Annotated in this window: 19 protein-coding genes and 1 pseudogene; 4 read left to right on the top strand and 16 right to left on the bottom strand. The window is 57.5% G+C overall.

All coding sequences use genetic code 11. The annotated features are described in order from the left end of the window. Positions 1-60 precede the first annotated feature (60 nt). The 14 genes from lpxB to rpsB all read right to left on the bottom strand — a co-directional run bounded on the left by lpxB (position 61) and on the right by rpsB (position 14,135). Positions 61-1,200 carry a lipid-A-disaccharide synthase gene (gene lpxB / locus ACRAUW_RS06370; RefSeq protein WP_431361599.1) on the bottom strand — a complete coding sequence of 380 codons (1,140 nt, stop codon included), beginning with the start codon at positions 1,198-1,200 and terminating at the stop codon, positions 61-63. Then, a complete protein-coding gene (gene lpxA / locus ACRAUW_RS06365; RefSeq protein WP_431361598.1) occupies positions 1,193-1,984 on the bottom strand; it encodes an acyl-ACP--UDP-N-acetylglucosamine O-acyltransferase in 792 nt (263 codons plus the stop codon). The genes lpxB and lpxA overlap by 8 nt, the downstream gene beginning before the upstream one ends. A gap of 5 nt (positions 1,985-1,989) precedes the next feature. Beyond that, the gene (gene fabZ / locus ACRAUW_RS06360; protein ID WP_005338559.1) at positions 1,990-2,451 is read right to left on the bottom strand and encodes a 3-hydroxyacyl-ACP dehydratase FabZ; all 462 of its coding nucleotides are present in this window, start codon (positions 2,449-2,451) and stop codon (positions 1,990-1,992) included. 24 nt (positions 2,452-2,475) lie between these two features. Next, positions 2,476-3,495 carry a UDP-3-O-(3-hydroxymyristoyl)glucosamine N-acyltransferase gene (gene lpxD / locus ACRAUW_RS06355; protein WP_431361597.1) on the bottom strand — a complete coding sequence of 340 codons (1,020 nt, stop codon included), beginning with the start codon at positions 3,493-3,495 and terminating at the stop codon, positions 2,476-2,478. Between the two features lie 3 nt (positions 3,496-3,498). Further along, positions 3,499-4,011, bottom strand: a complete 513-nt coding sequence (locus ACRAUW_RS06350; RefSeq protein WP_431361596.1) for an OmpH family outer membrane protein — start codon at positions 4,009-4,011, stop codon at positions 3,499-3,501. A gap of 149 nt (positions 4,012-4,160) precedes the next feature. Then, positions 4,161-6,692: an outer membrane protein assembly factor BamA gene (gene bamA / locus ACRAUW_RS06345; RefSeq protein WP_431361595.1), complete on the bottom strand. Its 2,532-nt coding sequence runs from the start codon at positions 6,690-6,692 to the stop codon at positions 4,161-4,163. A 34-nt stretch (positions 6,693-6,726) separates the two neighbouring features. Beyond that, complete coding sequence (rseP, locus tag ACRAUW_RS06340; RefSeq protein WP_431361594.1) at positions 6,727-8,079, bottom strand: sigma E protease regulator RseP; 1,353 nt, start codon at positions 8,077-8,079, stop codon at positions 6,727-6,729. Further along, positions 8,079-9,275, bottom strand: a complete 1,197-nt coding sequence (gene ispC / locus ACRAUW_RS06335; protein ID WP_431361593.1) for a 1-deoxy-D-xylulose-5-phosphate reductoisomerase — start codon at positions 9,273-9,275, stop codon at positions 8,079-8,081. The genes rseP and ispC overlap by 1 nt, the downstream gene beginning before the upstream one ends. Further along, positions 9,275-10,132 (bottom strand): phosphatidate cytidylyltransferase, encoded by an 858-nt coding sequence (locus tag ACRAUW_RS06330; protein WP_431361592.1) that lies wholly within the window; start codon positions 10,130-10,132, stop codon positions 9,275-9,277. The genes ispC and ACRAUW_RS06330 overlap by 1 nt, the downstream gene beginning before the upstream one ends. 27 nt (positions 10,133-10,159) lie before the next feature. Further along, entirely contained in the window at positions 10,160-10,936 is a 777-nt protein-coding gene (uppS, locus tag ACRAUW_RS06325; RefSeq protein ID WP_431361591.1) for a polyprenyl diphosphate synthase, read from the bottom strand. 72 nt (positions 10,937-11,008) lie between these two features. Further along, on the bottom strand, positions 11,009-11,566 hold the full coding sequence (gene frr, locus ACRAUW_RS06320; RefSeq protein WP_431361590.1) for a ribosome recycling factor: 558 nt from the start codon (positions 11,564-11,566) through the stop codon (positions 11,009-11,011). A gap of 48 nt (positions 11,567-11,614) precedes the next feature. Next, on the bottom strand, positions 11,615-12,349 hold the full coding sequence (pyrH, locus tag ACRAUW_RS06315) for a UMP kinase (protein WP_005343782.1): 735 nt from the start codon (positions 12,347-12,349) through the stop codon (positions 11,615-11,617). Positions 12,350-12,420: 71 nt separating this feature from the next. Continuing rightward, the gene (gene tsf, locus ACRAUW_RS06310; RefSeq protein ID WP_005343781.1) at positions 12,421-13,302 is read right to left on the bottom strand and encodes a translation elongation factor Ts; all 882 of its coding nucleotides are present in this window, start codon (positions 13,300-13,302) and stop codon (positions 12,421-12,423) included. 104 nt (positions 13,303-13,406) lie between these two features. Further along, positions 13,407-14,135, bottom strand: coding sequence for a 30S ribosomal protein S2 (gene rpsB, locus ACRAUW_RS06305; RefSeq protein WP_005303470.1), 729 nt, complete (start codon positions 14,133-14,135; stop codon positions 13,407-13,409). Between the two features lie 371 nt (positions 14,136-14,506). Between rpsB and map the strand changes: the two genes are divergently transcribed. The 4 genes from map (at position 14,507) to ACRAUW_RS06285 (ending at position 19,532) form a co-directional block, all read left to right on the top strand. Beyond that, complete coding sequence (gene map / locus ACRAUW_RS06300) at positions 14,507-15,295, top strand: type I methionyl aminopeptidase (protein WP_431361589.1); 789 nt, start codon at positions 14,507-14,509, stop codon at positions 15,293-15,295. An 86-nt stretch (positions 15,296-15,381) separates the two neighbouring features. Continuing rightward, the gene (glnD, locus tag ACRAUW_RS06295; RefSeq protein WP_431361588.1) at positions 15,382-18,018 is read left to right on the top strand and encodes a bifunctional uridylyltransferase/uridylyl-removing protein GlnD; all 2,637 of its coding nucleotides are present in this window, start codon (positions 15,382-15,384) and stop codon (positions 18,016-18,018) included. A gap of 173 nt (positions 18,019-18,191) precedes the next feature. Beyond that, positions 18,192-19,019 (top strand): 2,3,4,5-tetrahydropyridine-2,6-dicarboxylate N-succinyltransferase, encoded by an 828-nt coding sequence (gene dapD / locus ACRAUW_RS06290; RefSeq protein ID WP_431361587.1) that lies wholly within the window; start codon positions 18,192-18,194, stop codon positions 19,017-19,019. A 129-nt stretch (positions 19,020-19,148) separates the two neighbouring features. Further along, on the top strand, positions 19,149-19,532 hold the full coding sequence (locus ACRAUW_RS06285) for a DUF3461 family protein (protein ID WP_431361586.1): 384 nt from the start codon (positions 19,149-19,151) through the stop codon (positions 19,530-19,532). A 171-nt stretch (positions 19,533-19,703) separates the two neighbouring features. On the opposite strand, the gene ptsG is transcribed toward ACRAUW_RS06285, so the two are convergent. Together ptsG and ACRAUW_RS06275 are read right to left on the bottom strand one after the other, a co-directional pair. After that, a complete protein-coding gene (gene ptsG / locus ACRAUW_RS06280) occupies positions 19,704-21,134 on the bottom strand; it encodes a PTS glucose transporter subunit IIBC (RefSeq protein WP_431361585.1) in 1,431 nt (476 codons plus the stop codon). A 422-nt stretch (positions 21,135-21,556) separates the two neighbouring features. Further along, positions 21,557-21,825 (bottom strand): annotated as a pseudogene (locus ACRAUW_RS06275) (MalM family protein); the annotation flags it as partial.

Raw genomic sequence — 21,825 nt, 5'->3', positions numbered from 1 at the left:
GCGACACTGTGACGCGATCGTCCGATTACGCCGCAGAGCGGCTAATCGAACCTACCGCTGCTACCTGCCGAGCAGCTCGGATACCGCCTCGGCGGCCTGCGAGTCGGCATTGCAGCGGATCAGCAGGTGCAACTCGGTGAAGGTGTTGACCAGCGCACTGTTGTCGTGCTCGAAGTACTTGCTTACCTCTTCCACCAGATTCTCCGGGGTGCACTCGTGCTGGATGAGTTCCGGCACCAGCATGCGACCGGCGAGCAGGTTGGGCAGAGAGACAAACTCGGTCTTTACCAGTCGCTGGGCCAGCCAATAGCTGAAGGGCTTGAGCTTGTAGCCCACCACCATCGGCTTTTTCACCAGCATGGCTTCAAGCGCTGCGGTGCCGGAGGCCAGCATCACCACGTCCGCGGCGATCATCGCCTCGCGGCCCTGTCCTTCCAACAGCACCATGTCGAGACCCGGCGCTACCTCGGCCTGGATGGCCATAAACTGCTCGCGCCGTTTCTGGTTGACCAACGGCACGATGAAGCCGAGATCCGGATAGCGCACCGTCAGATGTTTGCACGCCTCGAGAAACAGGGGGGACATAAAGCCCACTTCTGCGGTGCGGCTGCCCGGCAGCACTGCCAGCCAGCGGCGATTGGCATCGATACCGAGATTGCGACGCACGGCAGCCTGATCCGGTACCAACGGAATATCGTCCGCCATGGTGTGACCGACAAAACGGCAAGGGGCGTCGAAGCGGTCGTAGAAGGCTTTCTCGAACGGCAGGAAGGCGAGCACCATGTCGGTAGCGGCCTTGATCTTGTGAATGCGGTTCTGGCGCCAGGCCCACACAGAGGGGCTGACATAGTGAACCGTCTTGATACCGGCGCGGCGCAGTTTCAGCTCCACCCCGATATTGAAATCCGGTGCATCCACGCCGATGAAGATATCGGGCGGATTGGCGATGAAGTGGCGCAGCAGTTCGCGACGAACCTTGAGGATACGCGGCAGACGCCCCAGCACCTCGGTGATCCCCATGACGGAGAGCTCTTCCATCTCGAACAGGGCCTTGACGCCCAGAGCCTGCATCCGCGGCCCGGCGATCCCTTCAAACTGCGCGTCCGGATAGCGGACTTGCAGCTCGCGCACCAGACCGGCAGCCAGAATGTCGCCGGAGACCTCTCCGGCGACGATACCGATACGAACCGGATCAGGCACGGATGATCCCGCGCTCGTTGTCTTTGAGGAAGTCCACATAGAGCTGGACGGCCGGCTCGGCTTGCGCCATCTCGATCAACACCGGCAGCACCTCTTCGATGGTCTTGCCGGAGCGGAAGATCTCTTTGTAGGCACGCTTGACGGCAGAAATGGCCTCAGGCGTATAACCGCGGCGACGCAGACCTTCGGAATTGACCCCGAATGGCTTGGCGTAGTTGCCGGCAGCCATCACGTAAGGCGGCACATCCTTGTTCAGGGCGGCACAGCCACCGACGAAGGCGTGAGCACCGACGCGGCCGAACTGGTGAATGGCGGAGAGACCACCAAAGATCACGAAATCACCGATCACCACGTGGCCCGCCAGGGTCGCGTTGTTGGCGAAGATGCAGTTGTCACCGATGATGCAGTCGTGGGCAACGTGAACGTTGACCATGAAGAGGTTACCGCTCCCCACCTTGGTCAGGGATTGATCCTGAATGGTGCCACGGTGGAAGGTGCAGTTCTCGCGAATGACGTTGTTGTCGCCAATCTCGAGGAAAGTGCGCTCACCGGCGTACTTCTTGTCCTGGCAATCCTCACCGATGGAGGTGTGCTGGAAGATCTTGTTGCCGCAACCAATCTTGGTCGGGCCCTTGATCACCACGTGGGAGCCCACCCAGGTGTTGTCGCCGATTTCAACCTCGGCGCCGATGACAGAAAAGGGGCCGATTTCAACCCCTTTACCGATCACGGCAGACTCATGGACGATGGCAGTATCGTGAATGGTGGCAGTCTGGTCGATCACGTGTGTTAAACCTCGCGTTTGGCGCACATCAGCTCGGCGGTACAGACCACTTCACCGTCGACGGTAGCGACACCGGTGAACTTGGCAATACCGCGACGCTCTTTCAGGAACTCCACGTCGAGCACCAGTTGATCACCGGGGCCGACCGGGCGCTTGAAGCGAGCGTTGTCGATTGAGGCAAAATAGTAGAGTTCGTTGGGAGACGGCTTGCCCACCATGGTAAAGGCCAGGATACCGGTGGCCTGTGCCATTGCTTCCAGGATCAGTACCCCCGGGAACACCGGCTTGGCCGGAAAGTGCCCCTGGAAGATCGGCTCGTTGAAGGAGACGTTCTTGATGGCGCGCAGGGTTTTGCGCTCATCGCTGATCTCGTAGTCGTCTACACGATCCACCATCAGGAAAGGATAACGGTGGGGCAGCAGATCCATGATTTCCTGGATACCCAGGCTCTTCTTTTCAGTAGTCAAAACAGTACCCTATACCAATCGTGATTATTCTTGATCCAGCTTCTTCTCAAGCTTGCTTAACCGCTTGTGCATCTCTTCGATACGCATCACCCGGGCGGCGGTCTTGCGCCACTCTTTATTGGTTTGCAAAGGGATGCCGGAAGAGTAGACACCGGGCTCGGTAATGGGTCGCATCACCATGGCCATACCGGTAACGGTGGCCTGGTCGCAGATCTCCATATGCCCGTTAAAGACGGAAGCGCCGCCAATGATACAGTATTTGCCGACCTTGAGACTACCTGCCATCACGGTGGAGCCCGCCACGGCGGTGCCGTAGCCGATCTCAACGTTGTGGGCGATCTGGCACTGGTTGTCGATGATGACGTTGTCAGCGATGCGGGTATCTTCCAGCGCACCGCGGTCGATGGTGGTGCAGGCACCGATCTCGACCCGGTTGCCAATGGTCACGCCGCCGAGCTGGGGGATCTTGATCCACTCGCCACGCTCGTTGGCATAACCGAAACCATCGGCACCGATCACTGTACCGGATTGAACCAGACAGTCGGTACCCATGGTCACATTATGATAGAGGGTGACGTTGGCCCACAGCCGGGAGCGAGCTCCCAGCCGGGTATCTTTGCCAACGAAACAACCCGGGCCAACGCGGACATCGTCACCCAGCACAACGCCGGATTCGATCACTGCATTGGCACCGATGGCCACTCTCTCGCCCAGCTGGACGTCGGCCGCGATGACGGCACTCGGATGGATATCCATGGCCGGCTGCGGGGTGGTGTCCAGCAGTTGGGCTACCCGGGCAAAACCCACGTAGGGATCCTTGAGCACCAGCGCATTGGTGGGACAGAAAGGGAGATCCGCTTCTGTAATGAGCACGGCAGTCGCCTTGCTCTGCTCCAGATAAGAGCGGTACTTCTTGTTGGACAGGAAGGTAATCTCACCCTCCCCGGCCTTTTCCAGTGTCGCTACCTTGCGGATTTCCAGGGTTCCGTCGCCATGGACCTGGGCCCCCAGTTGCTGGGCCAGCTGTGCGAGAGTGAATGCCATCAATTAGTTGCTCTTGCTTACCTGAGAAATAACCTGGCCGGAGATGTCCAGCTTGCTGGCGGCATACGGGGCGGCATTGCGCTCCAGCACCAGATCGTAACCATTGCTCTTGGCGATGGAATCGATAGCAGCTTGCACCTTGGTCAGGATCTTGTTGCGCTCTTCAGACTGACGACGGCCGTTGTCCTGCTCGAATGCCTGGCGCTTCTGGTTGAACTCCATCTGCAGCTTGGCCAGCTTCTCCTGGCTCTGCTTCTTCTGCTCGGCGCTCATGAAGGCTTCATCCTTGCGGAACTTCTCGACCAGCTTCTGGCCTTCCTGTTCCAGCTTCTGCAGCTCGCGCATGCGCGGCTCGAACTCGCCTTTCAGCTTGGCGGAAACAGCTTCACGCTGGGGCAGCTTTTGGAAGACTTCGCCCATGTCAACCACGGCAATCTTGGTCTCAGCGAAGGCAGAACCCATGCCGGCAGCCATCAGTGCAAAGCTCAAACCAGCTACTTTCAACGCTTTATTCACACTTACTCCTTGTTCCCTCATGGCGAGGGCTACCTGATTTACCCGATTATGCAAGCGGCATTGATACCGTCTTGTTACCTGGTGAGGCACGCAAGCTGCGCGTCCCATCATTGAAGACCCCCACCGCATAGGTGGGGGTGAAACACTCATCAGAAGGTACGGCCGATGTTGAAGGAGAAAAACTCGGTACGGTCACCCTCATATTTCTTGATTGGCTTGGCCAGGGCGAATACCAGCGGGCCCATGGGCGAGAGCCACTGCAGGGAGACACCGGCAGAGACCCGGATATTGCCCGGATTGGAATAGTCCTGGCTCAGGTAGTTGCAATCCGCTCCTGCAGCACAGGGGTAAGCGCCATTGGCAAAATCAGTGCTCCAGACAGTACCGGCATCAATAAAGGCGGTAGAGCGGATCTGCGGACGGTAGGTCTCGGAGACGAACGGGGTCGGGAAGACCAGTTCGAACGAGGCCACTGCCAGTGCGTTGCCACCGATCGAGGTGTCGGAACCTTCGTAGCTGCCGGTCTCACACGGCTGACTGCCAGTACAAGCGCCCGCCCCCGGTTTGTTGTAGGTCTTGTAAATCGCCTTGGGACCAATGGTATTGCTCTTGAAGCCGCGCACCGTATCGAAACCACCGGCGTAGTAGTTTTCGAAGAAGGGCAGCATGGGGTCATCACCATAACCATTACCATAAGAGACCCGACCCTTGCCGATCATTACCCAACTGTGATCCGCATCGAGCGGGAAGTAGTGGGCATTTTCGGCAGAGAGCTTGTAGTACTGCAGCTCCATACCCGGCACGGTTACCTTGGCGTTAACTCGCTGACGGTCACCGGCAGTCGGGAACATCCCCTTGTTCAGGGTGGAGCGGGTCCAGCCAGCGGTCACATCGACTGTCACGAAGTCGAGGTTGGCACCATCCTGCGAGTAGAGGTTCCAGAACTGATCCATCTGCACCGACTGGCGATTGCTGTTCCACTGATCCCAGCAGTAGGTGTTGCCATTGGTATCCGGGTTGTCCTTCAGACACTCCTGATAGTTCTGGGCATTGAATGACGGACGGCTCAGCTTGGTGCTCTCGATACCGGTACTGAAGTCGAGACGGTTGAACTCGTTGACCGGGAAACCGCTGGAGAGACGGAAACCGATGGTTTCGTTCTCGTAATCAACGATATCGGCATCATCGGCGCGGAACTGGTTGTAGTAGACCCGACCACCCAGGCTGACGCCATCAACGGTGAAGTAAGGGTCGTTGTAGCTCAAGTCAACGTTCTTGGAATAGTCATTGGTGCTGGCGTTGATAGAGACCGTTTTACCGGTACCCATAAAGTTATTCTGGGAGATCCCCGCCTGCAGGCTCAGGCCCGACTCGGTACCGTAGCCCACCCCCGCGTTGATGGAGCCGGCCGGCTGCTCTTTGACTTTGAAGTCGAGATCCACCAGATCCTCGTTGCCCGGCACCCGCTTGGTGTCCACTTCGACGCTCTCGAAGTAGCCAAGGCGGTTGAGACGGCTCTTGGACTGCTCGATGTTGTCGGAGGAGAGCCAGGTACCCTCCATCTGGCGCATCTCGCGGCGCAGCACCTGATCTTCGGTAGTGGCATTGCCACTGAAGTTGATATTGCGCACATAGACGCGCGGACCCGGCTCAACGTTGACGATCAGCTCTACTTCCTTGGTCTTGTCGTTGATCTGCGGGAAGGTGACCACCTTCGGATAGGCGTAACCATAACGACCGAGGAACTTGGAGAGCACCTCTTCGGTGTGGGTCACCTGGCTTGCAGAGTAGGTACTACCGGCAGCGATTGGGATCAACCCCTTCATCTCGCCACCGCGATCGATCAGATCACCCTTGAGCTGGACACCGGAAACTTTGTACTGCTCCCCTTCCTTGATGTTGAGGGTGACGTAGACCCCCTTCTTGTCGGGGGTCATGGAGACCTGGGTGGACTCCTGCTGGAAACGGATATAGCCGCGATCCATATAGTAGGAGCGCAGGGTCTCGATATCCCCCGCCAGCTTCTGCTTCTGATAGCGCTGATCAGCGGTGAAGTTCCACCAGGGCACCTCGTCACGCAGGGAGAGCTGGGCAATCAGCTTCTCTTCAGGGAAGACGCTGTTGCCAACGATGTTGATCTGCTGGATCTTGGCTGCCTGTCCTTCGACGAAGGTGAACTTCAGATCGACCCGATTGCGCGGCAACGGAGTGACGATGGCCTTGACCCTGGCGGAGTATTTACCCACGCCATAGTAGAAATCTTCGAGCCCCTTCTCGAGGGAGGTGAGCACGGTGCGATCCAGCGGGTCGCCGACACGGATGCCGGAGGACTCCAGACTCTGGGTCAGTTGCTCCTCTTTGATATCCTTGTTACCAGCAAACTCGATGCTGGAGATGGTCGGACGCTCCTTGACCATCACCTGCAGCACCTGGCCGTCACGGTAAACCTTCACATCCTCGAAGTTACCCGAGGCATAGAGCTTTTTGATGGCGCTGGCCAGTGCCACGGAATCGACGTTATCACCGACCCGGATCGGCAGGTTCAACAGTGCGGCACCCAGGGTCACCCGTTGCAGACCTTCGACCTGGATATCTTGCACCACAAAAGAGGCAGGGGCCGCCTGGGCCAGGAAACTGGCACCCAGCAGGCAACTCAACACCAATGCTTTTTTAACAGCCATTTTGTTCTTATGTGTCCTTGTTGATGCTCTGGCCTCAGAGGCGAGCGAAATCGTTAAACAGCGCAATGCCCATCAATAACATCAGAATGGCGGCGCCGATCCTGAAACCCACTTCCTGTATTTTCTCTGATACCGGCTTGCCGGTGACCGCTTCGATCAGGAAATAGACCAGATGGCCACCATCGAGCACCGGCAGGGGAAACAGATTGATAATCCCCAGGTTGACGCTGATCAGCGCCAGAAAACTCAAGAAATAGACCAAACCATAGTCGGCACTGCTGCCGGCGCCCTTGGCAATGGAGATGGGGCCGCTCAGGTTGTCCAGCGACACGATGCCACCAATCAGCTTGCCAATCATGTCAAAGGTGAGCGTGATCAGGCTCCAGGTCTTGTCCGCGCCATGCCACAGCGCCTGCAAAGGCCCATACTGTAACAGAATTCGATATTCATCCGGTAATGGAACCAGTTGCGGTGAGAGACCGACGAATCCAACCAGCTTGCCCTGCACCTTGCGGCTATCCGGGGTCAGGGTCACGTTGAGATCACTGTTGTTGCGCTCAACCACCACTTGCAGGGGTTCGCCCGGTGCCTGCTGCACCAGCTCGACAAACTGGGCCCACGCGGTAATAGGCTGATCGCCGACCTGTTTGATACGGTCACCGACCTGCAGACCCGCCTTTTCACTGGCACTTTTGGCTACCACAGAGGCAACCACAGGCAGCACTTTGCCACTCAGGGGGACGATCCCCAGACTGCCAATGGGCGACTCTTTATCCGGATCGAAGGTCCAGCCGGTCAGCGACAAGGTTTTGTCGGTGGCATAGCTGGTATTGGGTGCCTGAACCTTTAGAGTCACAGCATCATCACCCAGATGACTGATAAGGGCATAGGTGACGCTCTCCCAGTCACCGGTCTGCTCATCGCCGACCCCGACAATCTCCATCCTGGGCAGCAGACCCGCCTCGGCCACGATGGAGGCCGGACGCACTTCACCGATCACCGGCTTGACGCTCGGCACCCCGATGATAAACATCAGCCAGAGGGCAAACAGGGCAAAGACGAAGTTGGCCATGGGACCTGCGGCAACAATCGCCATCCGCGCCCAGACACTCTTGTGGTTGAAGGCGTACTGTTCGTCACCGGGCTTGAGCTCATCAACTCGGCCATCGAGCATCTTGACGTAACCACCGAGGGGGATCAGCGCCAGCACATATTCGGTGCCATCCTTACCCATCCGGCGCCAGATCGCCTTGCCAAAACCGATGGAGAAGCGTTCTACCTTGACGCCACAGCGACGGGCCACCCAGAAGTGGCCAAACTCGTGCACCGCGACCAGCAGGCCCAGCGCAACAACAAAAGCGCCGATATTCCACAACACACCACCCATCAGCCAAGCTCCTCAATCAAAGTGTGAGCACGGGCTCTTGCCGCACCGTCCAGGGCAAACAGATCATCGAGCGAGCCGACTGCGCTGCTCTCCAGCGCCAGCATCACTGCCTCGTTGATCCGGGCAATATCCATAAAGCCGATGCGCCCGCCCAAGAAGGCTGCAACCGCCTCCTCATTGGCCGCATTGAGCGCAGTGGTCGCCGCTTGTCCCTTCTGGCAGGCATTGATGGCCAGCGCCAGACAGGGGTAGCGATCATAATCAGGCCGGATAAAGCTGAACTCTCCGACACTGAAGAAATCCAAAGGTTCCACACTGGAGGGGATGCGATTGGGATAAGCCAGCGCATGGGCGATGGGGGTACACATATCCGGATTGCCAAGCTGAGCCAGCACGGAGCCATCCTTGTACTGCACCATGGAGTGGATCACCGACTGCGGGTGGATCACCACCTGGATCTGCTCGGGCGCCGCATTGAACAGCCAGCGCGCCTCGATGTACTCCAGCCCCTTGTTGATCATGGTGGCGGAGTCGACCGAAATCTTGGCCCCCATCGACCAGTTGGGATGCGCGATGGCCTGCGCCGGTGTCACCTTGGCCAGCTCGCTGATCTCGGTGTAACGGAACGGGCCGCCGGAACCAGTCAGCAAAATCTTGCTGATCCCCGCCGCCGCCAGATCGCAAAAACCGGGCTGGCGCTGCACGGCAGTCGGCAGACACTGGAAGATGGCATTGTGTTCGCTGTCGATGGGCAGCAGCTCTGCGCCATGCTCGCGCACGGCCTCCATGAAGAAAGCACCGGACATCACCAGCGCCTCCTTATTGGCCAGCAAAATACGCTTGCCGGCACGCACTGCGGTCATGGTCGGGGCCAGACCGGCCGCCCCCACAATGGCGGCCATCACGCTATGGGCGTCGGGGTGAGCGGCAACCTCGCAAAGGGCTGCTGCACCAGACATGACCCGGGTCGCACTGCCGTGCGCTTTCAGACGGGCAGCCAGTTCACGGGCGGCATCCTCATCGACCATCACGGCAAAATGGGGGGAGAATTCGAGGCAGTCCCGCAACATGGCATCCACGTTACGGGCGGCGGTCAACGCCAACACTTGCCAACTGCCCGGGTTATGGCGCAGCACTTTCAAGGTACTCTGACCGATGGAGCCGGAGGCCCCCAGAATAACCAGTGACTTGTGCATCAGAACTCCTGACTGAGTAGCAGATAACTGAGCAGAAACACCGGCAGGGCGGCGGTCAGGCTGTCGATCCGGTCGAGAATGCCACCATGGCCCGGCAGCAGGGTGCCGGAGTCCTTGATGCCCGCTTCACGCTTGAACATGCTCTCGGTCAGATCGCCGAGCACGGAAGCCAGCACCGCCAGCAGGGAACAAAACAGCACAGTGGCCATCTTGGCAGGAACAAATCCCATCGACCAGGTAACGCCGATGGCCAGCAGACTGGCGGTAAAGAGGCCGCCGCACATCCCTTCGATAGTTTTGCCCGGACTCACAGCCGGTGCCAGCTTGTGCTTGCCGAACGCCTTGCCGAAAAAATACGCGCCAGAATCTGCCGCCCAGACCAGCCCCATCACAAACAACAGGATCCAGGCGCCCATCATGGGGTCATGGTAAAAGTTGTAACCACGGATGGCCACCAGCGACCAGAAGAAGGGAACCAGGGTCACCAGACCAAACAGGGACTTGAGCCAGATAGACTCTTTCCACAACTTGGCGCTCTGGGGATAGCGCAGCACCAGCAGCAAACCCAGCAGCCACCAGCTTGCTGCGGTCCAGAGTACGCCCATCACGAGGGGGTGCAGGTGGGGCGTCCAGAGTTGCTCCACCGGCAGCCAAAAGAGGCTGGCACCGAGCAACAGACAAAATACGATGGGTAACCATTGCTGCGGAGCAGCAGAGACAAACCCACTCCATTCACGACTTGCCAACAAAAACACCAGCGCTGCCAACAGGGCAAAAAATTTCAAAGGCAAAAAGAAGAGCGCCCCCAACACCAGGGGGATCAGCATCAAAGCAGTAATAATTCGTTGTTTTAGCAAAAGAAACCTCTCTCTTGGGAGCGGGGTTTAGCCGGTCTGCTGCTCGGCGATCAATTCCCGTATCTGTTCACCCGTACAACCGAAACGACGCTCGCGAGCAACGAAGGAGGCAACGGCCTCACTGAACTCTGCCTCGTTGAAATCGGGCCACAACACCGGTGTAAAGTAGAGCTCGGCATAGGCGAGCTGCCATAAAACAAAGTTGCTGATGCGATGATCGCCACCGGTACGGATCAACAGGTCCACGGGTGGCAGATCGGCCATGCAAACCTCGCGGGTCAACATGGACTCATCGATGTCGTCTGCTGCCAACTCACCGGCTGCGACCGCCTTGGCCAGCTTGCGGGCCGCCTGGGCAATATCCCACTGGCCGCCATAGTTGGCCGCAATATTCAGGGTCAACCCCTTGTTATCGGCGGTCAAGGCCTCCGCCTTGGCGATCTTGAGCTGCAACCGTTCGCTAAAGCGAGCAGTATCGCCAATCACCTTGAGCCGGATCCCGTTGGTGTGCAGTTTCTGCACCTCACGACCCAGCACGGTAATGAAGAGCTCCATCAAGGCGCTGACCTCCCCTTCCGGGCGGCGCCAGTTCTCGCTGGAGAAGGCAAACAGGGTCAATGCCTCGATCTTGGCACGCGCAGCAAAGGTCACTGCCTCACGCACTGACTTGACGCCCGCCTTGTGGCCATAAACCCGCATCTTGCCTCGGTTTTGGGCCCAGCGACCATTACCATCCATGATGATGGCGACGTGACGGGGTAAAGACGAGTTGGCACAATCACCCAACGCAGCCAAAAGCGACATGTAATTCTCCCACAAAGACAAAAGCGCCGTGCAGGGGCACTACACGGCGCTCGTAATATACCTTTCAGGCGCTTAGATTTCCATTAGCTCCTTCTCCTTTGCAGCAAGGGCCTCATCGACCAGCTTGATGTAGGAGTCGGTCAGCTTCTGGATCTCTTCCTGAGCGCGACGATCGTCGTCTTCGGAGATCTCTTTGTCCTTGAGCAGCGCTTTCAGGTCGGCGTTGGCGTCACGACGGATGTTGCGCACGGCGACACGGGCGTTCTCCGCTTCACCACGCACCACCTTGGTCAGGTCACGACGACGCTCTTCGGTCAGCGGCGGCAGCGGCACACGCAGGGTCTGACCGTTGCTGGAGGGATTGAGGCCCAGATCGGAGGTCAGGATCGCCTTCTCTACCGCCTGGATCATGGAGCGGTCAAAAATGGAGATGGAGAGGGTGCGAGCATCTTCTGCAACCACGTTGGCCAGCTGCTTCAGCGGAGTGGCTGCACCGTAGTACTCAACCTGGATGCCGTCGAGCAGGCTCGGGTGAGCACGGCCGGTACGGATCTTGGACATCTGGGTCTTGAGTGACTCGACACTCTTGCCCATGCGCTCCTTGGCGTCGTTTTTAATCTCGTTGATCACAGCGGTTTTCCTTTTGGCGAACGAGCCGCCGCGCGGCTCGCATCTATTTTATTTGCTGACGTAATGGATCAGGGTTCCTTCCGGCTCACCCATGATAACCCGGCGCAACGCACCCGGTTTGTTCATGTTGAACACGCGGATCGGCAGATCATGGTCACGTGCCAGAGTAAAGGCAGCAAGATCCATCACCTTGAGCTCTTTTTCAAGAACTTCATCATAACTCAATTCATGATACAGCACGGCATCCGGATTCTTGACCGGATCTTCGTTGTATACACCATCGACCTTGGTGGCTTTGAGCACCACATCGGCTTCAATTTCGATCCCGCGCAGACAGGCCGCAGAATCGGTAGTAAAGAAGGGGTTGCCGGTACCGGCAGAGAAAATCACCACTTTGCCAGCGCGCAGCTGGCTGATTGCCTCGGCCCAGCTATAGGAGTCACAGACACCCTGCAGGGAGATGGCAGACATCAGACGGGCATTCACATAAGCACGATGCAGGGCATCACGCATGGCCAGACCGTTCATCACGGTTGCCAGCATACCCATGTGGTCGCCCACCACTCGGTTCATGCCCGCTTTGGCAAGCCCGGCTCCGCGGAACAGGTTGCCGCCACCGATGACCAGACCGACCTGAACCCCCAACTCAACCAGTTCCTTGATCTCTTGGGCCATCCGCTCCAGCACCGCCGGATCAATGCCGAAACCCTCGGATCCTTGCAGGGCTTCACCACTCAACTTCAGAAGAACACGTCTGTATGCAGGTTTGGGATTGGTACTCATGTCACTGATTCCTGGTCATATAAAGACCGCGACATAAGTCGCGGTCTGGGGAAACGGAAAAACCGGTTCGATTAGGCCTTCTGAGCGGCCGCGATTTGAGCTGCAACTTCAGCAGCGAAATCGGTCTCTTGCTTCTCGATGCCTTCGCCCACTTCGAAACGGGTGAAGGAGACAACGTCAGCGCCTTCTTTCTTCAGCAGCTCGGCAACGGTCATGGAAGGATCTTTCACGAACGGCTGACCAGTCAGGGAAACCTCACCGGTGAACTTCTTCATGCGGCCTTCAACCATCTTCTCGGCGATCTCTTTCGGCTTGCCGGAGTTGATGGCGATGTCGATCTGGATTTCGCGCTCTTTGGCAACGACTTCAGCAGATACGTCTTCAGGCTTGACGAATTGCGGGCTGTTGGCAGCTACGTGCATGGCCAGATCTTTGGCCAGCTCGTCGGAACCACCGGTCAGCTTGGTGATAACACCGATGCGGGAACCGTGAACGTAGGTACCCAGGTTGTCACCTTCAACCAGCATCACGCGACGCAGGTTCATGTTCTCACCGATCTTGGCGATCAGGTTGGTGATGGTCAGCTCTACGGACTCACCGTTGCCGAAGTCAGCGGCTTTCAGCGCGTCAACGTCAGCAATCTTCTGGGTAGCAGCGATCTCGACGATCTTCTGACCCATGGCCAGGAAACCGGCATCCTTGGAAACGAAGTCAGTCTCGCAGTTCAGCTCGATCATGACGGCAACGTTGCCTTCGGTACGGGCGAAGATCACACCTTCAGCGGCGATACGGCCAGCTTTCTTGGCGGCTTTGGCCTGACCGGATTTACGCATGTTCTCGATGGCCAGCTCGATATCGCCGTTGGCCTCTTCCAGTGCTTTTTTGCAATCCATCATGCCAGCGGCGGTGCGCTCGCGCAGTTCTTTTACCAGGGCGGCAGAAATGTTTGCCATGTCCAGTATCCTCGGTCTTGAATTGACAAGAAACAGGGGCCACAAGGGCCCCTGCTAACCAATTACATCAGCTTGGTTAATAAGGGCTTTGCAGTCCTTATCAATTACTCAGCTTCAACGAAGCCATCTTGTTCGGCTTGAACAACGATGTCCTGAGCGCGAGCTTCCAGTACGGTGTCAGCAGCAGCATTCAGGTACAGCTGAACAGCACGGATAGCGTCGTCGTTACCCGGGATGACATAGTCAACGCCGTCCGGGTTGGAGTTGGTATCAACGATGGAAACTACCGGGATACCCAGGTTGTTGGCTTCTTTGATAGCGATGTGCTCGTGGTCGGCATCGACAACGAACAGAACGTCAGGCAGGCCGCCCATGTTCTTGATACCACCCAGGCTCTTCTCCAGCTTTTCCATTTCGCGAGTACGCATCAGCGCCTCTTTCTTGGTCAGCTTGTCGAAGGTACCGTCCTGGCTCTGGGTTTCCAGATCTTTCAGGCGCTTGATGGACTGACGAACGGTTTTCCAGTTGGTCAGCATACCGCCCAGCCAGCGGTGGTTAACATAGAACTGGTCGCAACGCTCAGCGGCTTCTTTTACGGCTTCAGACGCGGCACGCTTGGTACCTACGAACAGTACCTTGCCTTTCTTGGCAGCTACGGAGCTGATGAAGTTCATGGCATCGTCAAACATCGGAACGGTTTTTTCCAGGTTGATGATGTGAACCTTGCTGCGGGCACCGAAGATGTAGGATTTCATTTTCGGGTTCCAGTAACGAGTCTGGTGACCGAAGTGAACGCCGGCTTGCAGCATGTCGCGCATAGAAACTTTAGCCATTTTATACCTCTGTATTGGGGTTAGGCCTCCACACATCCCATATAACCGACCCGTTAAGGCACCCCGGTATATGTGTCGATGTGTGTGTGTTGTTTAAGTAAGGGTGATGAAATCGGGACGCATGTTCCCCATTCCGGCGCGCTTTATACCATAACTTTGACCACGACACCACCGGCCAACACCCTAAACAGGTGTAAATCTGGATCCCGCCAGGGGATGCTGCGACGCCGATTTGACGTTGTGATGACAATCACACTGGAAGTACGCGGGGGTTGCGGATAAAATTTTGGCCTGATTGCAAACGCATCTATTTTTCATTACCTGTCCTGTCCGCCCTCGCAGGCCCGGTGGCAGGCCGCAAGAGAGATCCCATGTCCATTAAAATCAAGACACCGGAAGAGATTGAAAAGATGCGCGTTGCCGGCCAATTGGCCGCCGATGTGCTGGTCATGATTGCGTCCCATGTCAAAGCTGGCGTCACCACTGACGAACTGAACACCCTCTGCCACGATTATATTGTCGATGTACAACAGGCCATTCCGGCTCCGCTCAACTACCACGGCTTCCCCAAATCCATCTGCACCTCGGTGAACGATGTGATCTGCCACGGCATCCCGAACCACAAGAAGCTGCGTGATGGCGACATCGTCAACCTCGACATCACCGTCATCAAGGATGGCTACCACGGCGATACCTCCGCCATGTTCATCGTGGGGGAAACCACCCCGCTGCGCCGCCAGCTCTGCAAGGTTGCGCAAGAGAGCCTCTACGCTGCCATCAAGACGGTGCGTCCGGGTGCCTGCATTACCGAGATTGGCGCCGTTATTCAGCCCATCGTCGAGAAGGCTGGTTTCTCCGTGGTGCGTGACTACTGTGGTCACGGCATCGGTGCCGAGTTCCACGAAGAGCCGCAGATCCTCCACTATCGCAACAGCGGTAAGCTGGAGTTGAAAGCGGGCATGTGCTTTACCATCGAGCCCATGGTCAACAGCAAGAAGTATCACTGCAAGGTCAATCCGAAGGATGGCTGGACCGTGACCACCAAGGATGGCGGCGACTCCGCCCAGTGGGAGCACACCCTGCTGGTGACCGAGGATGGCTGCGAGGTGCTCACCCTGCGCCCCGATGACACTATCGACCGCTTCATCAAACACAGCTAACATCGAACCCCGGCCCTGAACTTCCAAAGCGCCGGGGTTTTTACTTCTGTTTCAGCCATTTGCCTGCCACTTGCGTGTGAGATGCCATGGACGCCAGCCTGCTTTCCCCTCATTTGTTACCCGACGATCAGCTCACCCGTGACAACTGCAAAGAGTACCTGAGCCGCTTTCTCGGCTGGCTGCACGCCCGCTTCGATGCCGGTGACAACATCATCGAACTGGTCGCCACCCGCTCCGAATATATGGATCAGCTGCTCTGCCGCCTCTGGCAGAAGTTCGGTTTCGACAAGAGCGACCTCACCCTCATTGCGGTGGGGGGCTATGGCCGCGGCGAGCTGCACCCCCACTCCGATATCGACCTGCTGATCCTCTATGATGGCGATGAACTGGACGAGGTGCTGGGGCTGCGGATCGGCGAGTTCATCACCTTGCTCTGGGACCTCAAACTGGAGGTGGGTCAGGCGGTGCGCAACGTGGCGGAGTGTCTCGAGCAGGGGCGCGCCGATATTACGGTCGCCACCAACCTCATCGAGGCCCGCTACATCACCGGTCGCCAGGAAGGCTTCCGGCAACTGAAAGAGGCGACCGGCCCCCAGCACTTCTGGCCGAGCGAAGCCTTCTTTCGCGCCAAGCGCCAGGAGCAGGCGGAGCGTCATCAGCAGTTTCTCGGCACCGCCTACAAGCTGGAGCCCGATCTCAAGAGCAATCCGGGTGGCCTGCGGGATATTCAAACCCTCGCCTGGGTCGCCCGCCGCCACTTTGGCGCCACCACCCTGTTCGAGATGACCAGCCACGGCTTTCTCAATCGCGCCGAGTACCGCGAGCTGCTCGACTGCCAGAATTTTCTCTGGAAGGTGCGTTTCGCCCTGCATATGGCCATCAACAAGGGGGATAACCGCCTGCTGTTCGACCGCCAGCGCACCGTAGCCCAGATGCTGGGGTTCGAGGGCGAAGGCAACACCCCGGTCGAGCAGATGATGAAGCGCTTCTACCAGACGGTGCGGCGGGTCTCCGAGCTCAACGAGATGCTGCTGCAGCTGTTTGACGAGGCGATCCTCGGCAACAGCGCCATGGATGTGCGCCGCCTCTCCGACGAGTTCCAGCTCCGTGGCCTCCTCATCGATGCGGTGGATGCACAGCTGTTTAGCCGTGAACCGGCCGCTATCCTGCGTCTCTTCTATCAGATGGCCCAGCATCCCGAGATTGCGGGCATCCACTCGGCCACCCTGCGCCAACTGCGCGAGGCGCGCCGCAAACTCAACTGCTGGTTGCAGGACTTGCCTGACTGCCGTCGCCTCTTTATGGCGCTGCTGCGCCACCCCAACGGCATCGGCCTGCCGCTCACCCTGATGCACAAATACGGCATCCTCGCCGCCTACCTGCCGCAGTGGAACCTCATCGTCGGCCAGATGCAGTTCGACATGTTCCACGCCTACACGGTGGATGAGCACACCCACCGACTGCTCAAGAACATTCACCAGTTCCCCAATCCGGCCAGTCGCCAGAGCCACCCGCTCTGCCACGAGGTCTTCACCCGGCTGCGCAAACCGGAGCTGCTCAGCATCGCCGCCCTGTTCCACGACATCGCCAAGGGGCGGCGTGGCGATCACTCGGAGCTCGGCGCCGTCGATGCGCTGGAGTTCTGCCAGCTGCACGGTCTGGATCGCTACGAGAGCCGACTGGTCGCCTGGCTGGTGCGCCACCATCTGCTGATGTCGGTCACCGCCCAGCGCCGCGATATCTACGATCCCGACGTGGTCACCGATTTTGCCCAGAAGGTGCGCGACGAACAGCATCTCGACCTGCTCTACTGCCTTACCGTGGCCGATATCTGCGCCACCAACGACACCCTGTGGAACGACTGGAAGGGCACCCTGCTGCGGGAGCTCTACTTCGCGACCCAGAAGGCGCTGCGCCAGGGGTTGGAGAACCCGCCCGACATGCGGCTGCGCATTCGCGAAAACCAGCGTCAAGCCAAGCAACTGCTGGCGCAACGAGATGTATCGGAAGAGGCAATCAACCAGCTCTGGGCCGATTTCAAGGCCGACTACTTCCTGCGCCACAGCCCGGAGCAGATCGCCTGGCACTGCCGCCACATCATCGAGCATGGCGACAATCCGGCACCGCTGGTGATCATCGGCAAACACCCGACCCGCGGCGGCAGCGAGGTGTTTATCTACTGCCGCGATACCCCGAATCTGTTTGCCACCGTGGCCTCGGCGCTGGATCAGAAGAACCTCAACATCCACGACGCCCAGATCATGAACTCGCGCAGCAACTATGTGCTCGATACCTTCGTGGTGCTGGAGCCGAGCGGCGAGCCCATCAGCCCCAACCGCACCGCCACCATCAAGAAGGCGCTGGAGAAGGCGCTGCTGGAGCCGGGCAAGCTGGTGCTGCGCAACAAGCCGTTGTCACGGCGCCACCGCCAGTTCAGCGTGCCGACCCGAGTGGTCTTCCTGCCTCATAAAGGGGAGAGCCGTCACACCCTGATGGAGCTGACGGCCCTCGATACCCCCGGCCTACTGGCGCGGATCGGTGCCGTTTTCCAGCAGTGCGGACTGTCGCTGCACGCCGCCAAAATCGCCACTTTCGGTGAGAGGGTCGAGGACTTTTTCAGCCTGACCAGCCTCGATGGCGAACCATTGACCGCCGAACAGCAAAAACAGCTGGAAGAGCGACTGGTACACCAGCTCAACCCCCAGCAGTCGGTACTGGATTAAGCGAATAGTGATTCGAAAGAGGCTGATTGTCGGTTTTTTTTGCCATGCCAAACAACCGGTTGGCGCACACCGGATGAAGAAATGGCCGCTGGCAGGAAGAATTGCGGTCAACCCCTTAAAAACAGTCGGAAAAGTGTGATACAACAAACAGAATTTTTTAAAGGAAACCTGTCATGACCGAGTTGCAACAGATCATTGAAGCGGCCTTCGAGCGCCGCGATACCATTACCCCGAGCACTGTGGACAGCGCTACCAAATCCGCCATCCTGCAAGTCATCGAACTGCTGGACTCCGGCAAGGCCCGTGTTGCCGAGAAGCTCGCCGGTGAGTGGGTTGTCCATCAGTGGTTGAAGAAAGCGGTACTGCTCTCGTTTCGTATCAACGACAACGGCATCATCAAGGGCGACGATGCCCAATACTACGACAAGGTTCCCCTCAAGTTCTCCAACTACACCGAAGAGCAGTTCAAGGCCGCCGGTGTACGCGTGGTACCGCCTGCGACCGCCCGCAAAGGCTCCTTTATCGCCCCCAATACCGTGCTGATGCCCTCCTATGTCAACATCGGCGCCTACGTTGACGAAGGCACCATGGTCGACACCTGGGCCACCGTCGGTTCTTGCGCCCAGATCGGTAAAAATGTCCACCTCTCCGGCGGCGTCGGCATCGGCGGCGTGCTGGAGCCGCTGCAGGCCAACCCCACCATCATCGAAGACAACTGCTTTATCGGTGCCCGCTCCGAAGTGGTTGAAGGGGTCATCGTCGAGGAAGGTTCCGTCATCTCCATGGGCGTCTTCATCGGCCAGTCCACCCGCATCTATGACCGGGAGACCGGCGAAATTCACTACGGCCGCGTACCGGCTGGCTCCGTGGTTGTCTCTGGCTCCCTGCCCTCCAAGTGCGGCAAATACAGCCTCTACGCGGCGGTGATCGTCAAGAAGGTGGATGCCAAGACCCGCGCCAAGGTCGGCATCAACGCCCTGCTGCGCTCCATCGACGAGTAAGCGGTTTTGCTGTGATTTCAAAGGGCGCCTGATGGCGCCCTTTTTGATTTTGGCGCCCCTGTCACAGGCAAGCCATGAGGCATCGGTTAAGATTGATGGGACAGGATCGTTTCACACTGAGGAAGCCTGATGTACGAGAATCTAAAGAGCCTGGGGATCCAGGATCCCGCCTCCGTTGACAGCTACACCCTGCGCCAGGAGGCCAACCACGACATCCTCAAGATCTACTTCAAGAAGCAGAAGGGCGAGTTCTTCGCCAAGAGTGTCAAATTCAAGTATCCGCGCCAGCGCAAAACCATGCTGGTCAACTCCGGTACTCATGAGTACAAGGATGTCACCGAGATCAACGCCAACCTCAAATACGTGGTGGACGAGCTGGACAGCCTGACCCAGGGCGTTCATGTTCACAGCGACCCCGACATCAAGCAGAAGATCCTGCGCGACCTGCGCCATCTGGAAAAAGTGGTGCAGAACAAGATCAGCGAAATCGAGCGGGATCTGGAGAAACTCTAACTCCTTCCACTCGACAAGAGAGCGCCCGTGTGGCGCTCTTTTTATTGGTACGTACCAGCAATACCAGCCCGCAGTTTCATCACAGACTCCGTTTCCACTCTCCGAATACCATGCAAAAGAAGAGGGAGGCTTGCGCCTCCCTCTCCCGGAACCTGATGTCAGGCAACTTAATTAGTTGCTCTTCATCCAGATGTCCATGTCGGTTTTCAGGTTGTCGGACTTGGTACCGAAGATGGCTTGTACGCCGGAACCAGCCACTACCACACCGGCAGCACCCAGTTTCTTCAGACCAGCCTGGTCAACCTTGGCAACATCTTTCACGCCAACACGCAGACGGGTGATGCAGGCATCCAGAGAAGCGATGTTCTCTTTACCACCGAAGGCGGCAACCAGAGCAGCAGACATCTCGTCTTTACCTTGGCCAACGGTCTCTTCAGCGGTCTCGTCTTCACGACCCGGGGTTTTCAGGTCCATGGCACGGATAACGAAGCTGAATACCACGTAGTAGATGGCAGCGTAAACCAGACCCAGACCGACCAGCAGCAGCATGTTGTCGGCACGCGGCGATTGCACCACGAAGTCGATGAAGCCGTTGGAGAAGGTGTGACCGTGTACGATACCCAGAGAGTTGGTCAGCACATAAGCCAGACCAGCCAGTACAGCGTGGATTGCGTACAGAACCGGAGCGATGAACAGGAAGGAGAATTCAATCGGCTCGGTGATACCGGTCAGGAAAGAGGTCAGGGCAGCAGAGGCCATGATACCAACGATCTTGGCGCGGTTTTCCGGCTTGGCAGCGTGAGCGATGGCGAACGCAGCAGCAGGCAGACCGAACATTTTGAACAGGTAACCACCAGCCAGCTGACCGAAGCCGTTACCGGCAGCGCGGGACGCATCATCAGCAGTCAGGAAGCAGGTCATGATACCGTGAACAGTTTCACCAGCACCGTTGACGCAGGTACCAGCCTGATAGAAGAACGGTACGTTCCAGATGTGGTGCAGACCGAACGGGATCAGGGAGCGCTCAACCACGCCGTAGATACCGAAGGCCAGTACCGGGTTCTGGTTGGCAGCCCAGTCAGAGAAGGCGCCGATAGCGCCACCCACTGGCGGCCAAACTACGGACAGGATCACACCCAGACCGATGGAGACAAAACCGGTGATGATGGGTACGGCACGCTTGCCGGCGAAGAAGCCCAGATACTCAGGCAACTGGATCTTGTAGAAGCGGTTGAAGGCCCAGGCAGCGACACCACCGGCCAGGATACCACCCAGCACGCCGGTTTCGATGGTTTCAACACCCATCACAGGCGCCATGACCTTCAGGGTCGCGGACATGATGCCGTAGCCAACGATGGCAGACAGACCGGATACACCGTCGTTATTGGTAAAGCCCAGAGCAACACCCACTGCGAACAGCAGGGCCATCTGACCAAATACGGAACCACCAGCTTGCTCCATCAATTGGGAGACAATTTCTGGCAACCAGCTGAAGTGGGCAGCCCCCACCCCCAGCAGAATACCTGCGACCGGCAAGACTGATACTGGCAGCATCAGCGCCTTACCAACCTTTTGCAGATTAGAGAAAGCATTTTTGAACATTGTGTGCGCTCCTGAATGGATTGTCGTCCCTGAACGATCTATCAGGATGAAATAACCACTGATTCATCCAGATATCTTCGAGTCGGGCATGTTTATTTTGACCATCAGAATATAACCCAGCGGGTCATAAATTGCTGCTTTCTAAATTGGGGGAATATTGAATTTGGAGGGAAGATCACAACTTGCTGAGCGGCTAAAAAACAACCCTAATATAAGTTAATAATCTGCATTATCACTCTATTACAAACAGATATAAATTGCAGTTTCACTTTGTATTTTAATAATGCCGCCCACATCAAACAGAAACGCACTGTAACTCAATGTAACGGAGTTATTTTATTTATTACAGTCTACCGATTAAAAAGGCCTCCAACAAGGGAGGCCTCAATAAATATATCTGACCAGCAAAGGGTCGTATTACTCTATTTTTGCGAACGCTTGACCGCATCAATAAACACGCTTTTTGCCTTGGTTGAACCAGCCCGTTCTGCCTCGTTCACCAGCTTCATCGCCTTGTCGATATCCCCCACCTTGACCGCTTTTTCGATCTGACTCTGATAGAAGGCATCGGTTTCACCCAGCATGGCAGGCGCAGGTTTGGCTGTGGCGGTCACTGCTTTTGCGGTTGCCGCTGTAGCGACAGGCACCACCAGCTTGTTGGGCGTCGTATCCACGATCGGCGTATTGGCAT

It is taken from the genome of Aeromonas sp., assembly GCF_050633025.1.
Lineage (GTDB): Bacteria > Pseudomonadota > Gammaproteobacteria > Enterobacterales > Aeromonadaceae > Aeromonas.
This window is presented reverse-complemented; position numbering and strand designations above follow the sequence as displayed.